Annotated in this window: 5 protein-coding genes and 1 pseudogene; 1 reads left to right on the top strand and 5 read right to left on the bottom strand. The window is 70.3% G+C overall.

The window, feature by feature from the left end; all coding sequences use genetic code 11:
• Positions 1-659: 659 nt before the first annotated feature.
• A complete protein-coding gene (locus tag ACIRVF_RS41420) occupies positions 660-2,447 on the top strand; it encodes a hypothetical protein (RefSeq protein ID WP_402830006.1) in 1,788 nt (595 codons plus the stop codon).
• Here the strand turns inward: ACIRVF_RS41420 and ACIRVF_RS41415 are convergent.
• The 5 genes and pseudogenes from ACIRVF_RS41415 to ACIRVF_RS41395 all read right to left on the bottom strand — a co-directional run.
• Positions 2,417-2,710, bottom strand: coding sequence for a hypothetical protein (locus ACIRVF_RS41415; RefSeq protein WP_402830003.1), 294 nt, complete (start codon positions 2,708-2,710; stop codon positions 2,417-2,419). The two genes, ACIRVF_RS41420 and ACIRVF_RS41415, sit on opposite strands and share 31 nt — an antisense overlap.
• Complete coding sequence (locus ACIRVF_RS41410) at positions 2,707-2,991, bottom strand: hypothetical protein (RefSeq protein WP_402830000.1); 285 nt, start codon at positions 2,989-2,991, stop codon at positions 2,707-2,709. The genes ACIRVF_RS41415 and ACIRVF_RS41410 overlap by 4 nt, the downstream gene beginning before the upstream one ends.
• A gap of 411 nt (positions 2,992-3,402) precedes the next feature.
• On the bottom strand, positions 3,403-3,783 hold the full coding sequence (locus ACIRVF_RS41405) for a helix-turn-helix domain-containing protein (protein ID WP_402829997.1): 381 nt from the start codon (positions 3,781-3,783) through the stop codon (positions 3,403-3,405).
• Complete coding sequence (locus tag ACIRVF_RS41400) at positions 3,777-4,379, bottom strand: replication/maintenance protein RepL (RefSeq protein WP_402829995.1); 603 nt, start codon at positions 4,377-4,379, stop codon at positions 3,777-3,779. Before ACIRVF_RS41400 ends, ACIRVF_RS41405 begins: the two co-directional genes overlap by 7 nt.
• 1,232 nt (positions 4,380-5,611) lie before the next feature.
• A pseudogene (locus tag ACIRVF_RS41395) lies at positions 5,612-5,699 on the bottom strand (lytic transglycosylase domain-containing protein); the annotation flags it as partial.

The following is a 5,699-nucleotide window of genomic DNA, read 5'->3' as shown; positions in this document are numbered from 1 at the left end:
CCGCGGGTTGGGGCCGGGGGGGGGCCGGGCGGCGGGCCGCGCCCGCGGGTGGGCGTTGGGCGCTCCCGTGGTGGGGGGGGGGTGGGGGGCCCCCCCCCCCCCCCCCCGACTTGCTTCCGCCCCAGCGTTCCCCCAGAGGACGCTGACCTGCGACATCAAGGCACCGCCCGAATTCGGGCGGTGGGTCAGGCGCCCTCCCCTGCGCCCAGCACATACGAAATTTCGTACCTGGTCAGGTGCCAGCTCTCCACGTGGCAGTGCTCAGGGACCATGGGCGGATTACCCCTACCGCACGCCGGTCGCTCGGTGCCGGCCCGCAGCCCGGACAGGGTCAGGTGGGCCAGACCGCTATCACCGGTGGTAGCGGTCTGGCCTGACCGCCAGTGCCACACCCGAGGCCGGATGCTGTTTCAGGTCTCCGGGACAGAGCGGTCAAACCAGTGCTACCGCGCTGGTCGGGCAACACCTTCGCGATGCGGCGGGCCAGTACCGCCACCGCCCGATCCCGGGTGCCACGCAGGACCTTCTGGTTCGTCAATGGGCGGGGTCGCCGGGGTGTGTGTGGTCGAACCACTGGATGAACTCGTAAACTGAGCCGATTCTGGCGACGCGTTCGTGCAGCGCCCTCTGGTCGTGGCCAGGGACGAACCAACCGGTGGTTGTGGCCTCGCCGACGACGCGCTGCAGGGACAGCTCGACTACACCGGCCCTGCTGCCTGGCCCCAGCTGGCCGCCCACATCCCCGCCACCCGGACCCCGAGCCTGCCGCCTCGGACGGTGCGGGGAAGGCGGCCGACCGGCAGGTCCTGATCGGCGACTTCAGCCCCGACGACTGTGAAGACTACCTCGCCCGCCGCCTCACCGCCGACGGCCGGCCCCTCATCGGCGACAACCTGCGCCAGGTCATCACCGCCCGCTCCCACGGCCTCCCGCTGTTCCTCGACCTCGCCGTGATGCGGTTCCTGGAGATCCGCCGCCCCCGCACCCCCGAGGCGGCCGACTTCGACCACGACTTCCCGGCCCTCGTCGCCCGCACCCTCCAAGATCTCACCCCCGACGAGCGCCACGTTCTGCGCGCCGTGTCCCTGCTCGACGCCTTCGACATCGCGCTCGCCACGGCCACGGCCAGCATGACTCACCAGGCCGCGGCCCTGCGCCTGGCCGAGCGGCCCTTCGTCCGCGAGGACCAGCTCGCCCTGTGGCCCTACCACCTGCACGCCGTGGTGCGCTCCACCATCCGCCGGGCCGACGACCACACCGACGACCGCTGGCCCAACCAGGACTGGGCAAGCACCGCCGCCCGAACCTTCGACGCGCTCGGCGACCAATGGACGAGCTCGCCGGACGGTAGCCGGCGTCTCCTGGCCGCCTGCCTGCGCCAGGGCCTGGCGCTCGCCCGCGACCACCGACTCGGCCTCGGCTGGCTCTCGGAAGCAGCGTGGACATACGTCTCCGACTCCGTGTGGGAACCCCTCGTCCTGCGCTCGACCGGCACCGGCGCGGACCGCGACGGCAGGCAGCCACTCGCAACGGCCGCCGACGCCCCGGTCGAGACCCTCAACGCCCTCGCCCGCCGCCAGCACGAACACCGCGCCCGCACCGTCCAGCGCCTGGCCGCCGTCGTCGACACCAGCCTGCTGCCCGAGGACCCGCACCACCTCGCGGTCTACTACCTCGCCAAGGCGCAGCGCGACCTCGGCCACCGGGCCGGATCCCGCGCGGGTATGCAGCTCGTCGCGGACGGCGGCGGCCGGCTTGCCCCTGCCGCCCTGCGCGGCTTGGTCCATCTCGCCCGCCTTGCCGGTGACTTCCCCGCTGCCCACCAGGCCGCGCAGGGCCTCGGGCGGAAGGGACGCCAACACCGCGTCGAAGGCGACATCCTGTGGCCCCACGGCGACATGAGGCGCGCCTCCGAGGCCTACCTCGCCGCCCGCACGGACGCCGAGCAACACGACGTAGCTGGCGAGCGTGCCACCTCTCAGGCGCAGCGCGCCTTCACCCTCGCCTTCACCGATCCGCAGCCGGCCGACGACGAGATCGACCTCGCCGAACAGCTCCTGGCCGGGCTCGACCTGCGGGCCACCACCCTGACCGTCCGCACCGCCGCCCTCATCCGCGGCGCCGGCCGCGACGGAGTCGACGAGCGCCTCGAGGTCCTGCGCACCGAGGCCCGCACCGCTGGCATCGTCGCCGCCCAGGCCCGGCTGCGCGACCTCGTCCGCGGCGGCGACTACGCCTACTACACCGACATCACCCACCACATGGCCGGCCAGCGCCCTGACGCCCCCTCCGGTGTCCACTGGCCCCACAACGAGGAAACCGTGCGGACCACGTGGCGGGACCTGGTCACCGCCCGGCAGACCTATCTCAACAGCCGTAACGAAGAGGCCCGCCCCCTCGGGGACGGGCCTGCCACTCAGTCCGCGCGCAGAATCCGCGAGACGTAGATCCGCGGCGGGTCCGAGTCCTCGTTCACCGCGTACTCCACCAGTCCAAGATCCCGGCGCAGCGGCGCCGAGTGCATGCCGGGCCGGCCCGGGACCGGCATGCTCAGGTGCGGGAAGGGGTTCTCGCGCAGGTCGACCAGGAAGGCAACGACAGCGGAGAACACCTCGGCTGGCGTGCCCGGGTCGCCGAGGAACTCCTCGACGACTGGGGAAAGGGTGATCGGGTCGTCCTCGTCGTCCGGGTGCTCGAAGTCGTCGCTCACAGGGCCCCGAGACGCCGCAGAACCGCAGACGCGGACGTACCGGGGGCTGTGCCGGCCTGGACGGCGTCATGGATCCGGTCGCCCTCCGGGTCACGATAGAGCTCGGCCCGCAGCCACCACCGCTTCAGCACGCCACCAATCGTCTCGATATCGGCCTCGCCCATCTCCCGGTAGAACTCCATCCGCTGCGCCGGCGGCAGAGCGGCGGCAACGGCGTCCTGGGTGCCCGGGATGGACTGCTGGCCGTCGTGGTGGCCGTGCACGGGCGCTGCGCTCACCATGTTCTCCGGAAGTCTCGTGCGGGCGGGCCGATACCAGTGTCCCCCGTCGAAGGTTCCTGTCGGTACCCGGGTCCGTCGAGCATCGCGATCCGCCGGTAGACCTTCTTGAGGACAGAGCGCGGCGCCGGTGCGAGTGGTGGTCGCACTCACTTTTGCCACCTACCAAATTTGGTAGGTGGGTTCCGCACTCGCGGAAGGACCGGGCAGCGAACCACATGGTTCGCTGCCCGGTGTCGGCATGCTCCTTGCTGGAGCAGCTGGGACAGATTCAGCCGCTGCCGACACAGCAGAAACGGCAGTCGGCTTGATCAGAAGACGAATGCCACTGCCGACTTCACCGTCTCCCTCCGTCCTGCGCCCCGGAACCCTTGTCGTGCACCGTAGCTTCGGGACTGGCATGAGGGCGGCCGGTCAGCCGACTGCGCGCAGCCGGGTGCGGCCAGTCTTGGGTGGGGCGGCCTGGTAGTCGGGGATGAGGATTGGGGGGACACCTTCGCGGGCGGCCCGGGCCATGGCGGCCTGCATCTCGAGTTCGGAGCTGTAGCCGGCGATGGCGGGGTGGAGGCGGTAGCGGTAGCCCTTGCGCAGGACGAGGCCGCGCTCGACGAGGAGGGTCATTCCGCGGCTGACGACGGAGGGGAGGATCTGGAGTTCCTCGGCGATGTCCTGCTGAGTGATGGGGACGACGCCGCCGGGGTTCTGCCGCTCCACCATGACGGACAGGACGTTGGTGGCGGTGGGGGTGAGTTCGAGACGCCGCAGGAGCCCGAACAGGTCGGTGACCATCAGCATGCTGGTGACTCCTTGTCCCCGTTCCGGAGGGCTTCCAGTCCGATGATGTCAGGAAATCCGTTTTCCAGGGCGAGGGCCCGAAGTTCGGCGAGGAAGGTCTGCTGCTCGTCGCCGTTGCCCTTGTAGGCGATGAGGAGGTTGAGCTGCCAAATTCCCCGGCCGATGCTGCGAATGTAGTTGCGGGCGGCGAGGTGCTTGAGGGCAGGGCTGACGCTGGAGCGGCTGGTGCCGACTTCGTCTGCGATCTCGCGCTGGATGGCGTGGCAGACGCCGCGCTCGGCCCGGCCGACGATGTTGGACAGCACGGCGCACTGGAGCTTCGTCATCTCGCCGGACATGAGGGCCTGGGGCAGCACGTAGCGGGCGAAGTAGCGGCTGAGGAGGGCATAGCCGTCGGAGCCGAGGACTTCGTGGGGTGCGCGCCGGTAGAACTTCGTGCGGGCTTCGTAGACGCCGTTCGGGAGGTGGCCGGCATAGCCCCGGACGATCTCAGCGGCGAGGTCGCGCTGATGCTGAGGGCCGGCGGGCTCGAGTCTCGGTCGGCGGGGCCGCTCGGGCGTCTGCCTTCGGGTGCTGTCGCGCTCTGCCTGTGCCAAGGCCCTGATCCTTTTCCTCGTGTCGGCAGCAGGCTACATGTTCTTCGCAATGCTGCGAAGCATTCTGCGCGTGACTGCGAAACACGTGTCGCGGGCAGCATCCGGGCTTCGTTAGCTCCTCCGTTTGGCCAGGTCTGATGATCACTCGGGAGTCCTCAACGTCGCCGCAGCCCGACGCCAATGTTTCGCAATCGTGCGAAACATTGGGTCCGAAAGTCGGCCTCACGTGACACCAGCGGGCGCCTAGTGTCGGCGCAGCCATACCTTTGATTTTTCAAGTTCGCAGGTCAGGGGCATGATCACTCGACTGCGCTCTTACAAAAAAGGGCCACCACCTGCCCTCCCGGCTCCCCCAACAACCATGCTCACCTATGCATCCCGGGAACCCCGGACCCACAACCGGAACGGACTCGAACACCCGGACCAACACACCCCACCCTTAACCGCAGGAACAACTACGCACCCTTGCCCTGCGATCGTGAGCCGACACCGACATTGCCCGTGACCTGGCTGGAGCGGACCACGTATGGGGGTCCTCCACCTGGTCCCAGAAAGTAGTGGCTGAAAGCGGCATTCGAGGCAGGTAGCGACGTCCACACCCACCTGGTTCGTCGGCAGGTCACCCATGCTTGGCGCAGGCCGGATCGACGCCCGCCTCCCAGCAAGGACGCCAGCCGCTTCTCGGCGCCAACTGCCCAGGCCGGACCGTCCACGGTCCGGTCGGTGCGGTGACGAGCCGACGGCGGGGCCGGCCACGGCCCTGACGGCGGATCCGGCGGCGCAGGGCGGGCGGCAGCGCATGTCCAGCCCGCGCAGGGCTGGTGGGGGGTGCGGGGGGAGGAGCCCCCCGCAAGGTAGGCGGGTCCAGCGCCGCCGGGCGCTGGCCACGGGTGCGGGGGGAGGAGCCCCCCGCAAGGTAGGCGGGTCCAGCGCCGCCGGGCGCTGGCCACGGGTGCGGGGGGAGGAGCACGCCGCGCCCAGCCACCCGCACGGCGGCGGCCCGCGTCGATCCGCAGTTGCCGCCCGATCCCGGGTAGTCGGCAGGGCAAGTCGCGGGCCGTGCGTGGGTGGGAAGAACAAGGCGCAGGATCCGGTGGGTCGCCGACATACCGACGGCAGGGAAACAAGACGAGGGCCTGTGCCCGCGCATTCGCGCGGGCACAGGCCCTCGTGGTCACCTCGGTGGCCCCTGTCCGACCCCGAGGCACGGGGGAGGAAACGATTTGGTCGGCTCAGTACCAGTGGTGGGTCTGCCAGAACGCCCAGGCGGCGTTCGGGCTGCCGTAGCGGGTGTTCATGTAGTCCAGCGTCCACTTGATC

This window comes from Kitasatospora sp. NPDC101157 (genome assembly GCF_044768255.1).
Lineage (GTDB): Bacteria > Actinomycetota > Actinomycetes > Streptomycetales > Streptomycetaceae > Kitasatospora.
Note: the sequence above shows the minus strand (reverse complement) of the source record. Positions and strands in the feature narration are given on the sequence as shown.

What these genes read in the sequence shown, in the direction of transcription:
- ACIRVF_RS41405 (WP_402829997.1), bottom strand. Translation starts at nt 3,783, where the DNA reads ATGCTGATGGTCACCGACCTGTTCGGGCTCCTGCGGCGTCTCGAACTC.
- ACIRVF_RS41410 (WP_402830000.1), bottom strand. Translation starts at nt 2,991, where the DNA reads ATGGTGAGCGCAGCGCCCGTGCACGGCCACCACGACGGCCAGCAGTCC.